Source organism: Rhodopseudomonas sp. BR0C11 (assembly GCF_010820945.1).
Classification (GTDB): Bacteria; Pseudomonadota; Alphaproteobacteria; order Rhizobiales; family Xanthobacteraceae; genus Rhodopseudomonas; species Rhodopseudomonas palustris_H.
Map to the genome: position 1 here is coordinate 1 of NZ_QTKI01000646.1, position 1,592 is coordinate 1,592.

Here is a 1,592-nt window from a genome sequence, read left to right on the forward strand (position 1 = left end):
GCTCGTGGGCGAGGTCGACCAGGAAGGGATCGCCCGGCGACCCGCCCGGCATCACCAGATGGCAGGTCAGCGCGACTTCGGTGGTCGACATTCCCCAGATGTGCAGGTCGTGCACCTGGGTGACGCCAGGCAATTTCGACAAGAAGGCCCGCACCGCTGCCGGGTCGATGCCGCGCGGTACTGCGGCGAGCGACAGCGCGGTGGAGTCGCGCAACAGGCCCCACGTCCCCCACACGATCACCACCGCGACCAGCAGGCTGACGGCCGGATCAATCCAGTACCAGCCGGTGAACAGGATGATCACGCCGGCCACCAGCACGGCCGCCGACACCGCCGCATCGGCTGCCATGTGCAAGTAAGCGCCGCGGATATTGAGATCGCTGTGGCGCCCCGATGCGAATAGCCAGGCGGTGACGGCATTAATGACAATGCCGATGCCAGCCACCACCATCACGGTGATACCTGCGACGGGCTCGGGCGTGAAAAGACGCACCACCGCTTCCCAGCCGATCGCGCCGACCGCAAGCAGCAGGAAGACGGCGTTGAACAGCGCTGCGAGAATCGAGGAGCCGCGTAGCCCATAGGTGTAACGCGCCGACGGCGGCCGCTTCGCCAGCCCGGCCGCGATCCACGCCACCACCAGTCCGGCGACATCGGACAGATTGTGGCCGGCGTCGGCGATCAGCGCCATCGAGTTGCTGAAGTAACCGAATGCCGCTTCGGCAACCACGAACACCAGGTTCAGGGTGATACCGATCGCAAAGGCGCGGCCGAAATCCTGTGGCGCGTGGCTGTGACCGCCGGCGCCGTGCGCGGCACCGGGCCCGTGATGGTGATGATGATCGTGGCTCATGCAGACTGAACGCGGTGCTGCGGGACAGGGAAATCCCGGCAATGACGGCCAAACTGTCGCACGCGGCGGCTGGTCGCGAAAGCGGGGGCGCAAGCTGCCGATCAGAATTCGTCCAGTTTGCACCGAGCAGTCGGCTCGCCGTGGCAACTCGGCGCCGGCTCGGGTTGTGAATCGACCTTCAGCGCTCGAACCACCAGGGCACCGGTGGAGGGCAGCCAGGGCCTTGCATCGACGCGACTTCAAAAAATGAACTGAAATTCTGTGGATGTCATTTCATCGTTGCGCTCAATCAATGAGCTCCGTAAATAGAGGCACCTTCGCGAGCCTCTCCCCGGGGCCCTGTCCGCTCGCCGCCAACCGATTGAGCCGATGACCGCCAGGATCGAACGACCGCTTTCGCCTCACATGCAGGCCTACCGCTGGAGCCTGACGATGACGATGTCCATCGTCCATCGTGCCACCGGCGTTGCCCTGTATTCTGGAACCTTGTTGCTGGCGTGGTGGCTGATCGCCTGCGCCGCCGGCCCGACCGCCTACGCCAATGTCCAGGCCTTTACCGGCTCTTGGATCGGCCGGCTGATCGTGTTCGGCTACACTTGGTCGCTGATGCACCACATGCTCAGCGGCGTCCGCCATTTCGTCTGGGACCTCGGCTACGGCTTCAAAACCGCCGACCGCGAGTGGCTGACCTGGGCGGCGCTGATCGGCGGCATCGTGCTGCTATCTATTATACAGATCT

Annotated in this window: 2 protein-coding genes; one reads left to right on the top strand and one right to left on the bottom strand. The window is 64.5% G+C overall.

Annotated features, from left to right (window positions below; translation table 11 throughout):
* A partial coding sequence (locus DYI24_RS26175) for a cation diffusion facilitator family transporter (RefSeq protein ID WP_164574380.1) occupies positions 1–853 on the bottom strand: 853 nt, incomplete at its 3' end.
* Between the two features lie 369 nt (positions 854–1,222).
* On the opposite strand from DYI24_RS26175, the gene sdhC reads away from it, so the two are divergent.
* The coding region (gene sdhC / locus DYI24_RS26180; protein WP_164574381.1) for a succinate dehydrogenase, cytochrome b556 subunit at positions 1,223–1,592 on the top strand (370 nt) is incomplete at its 3' end.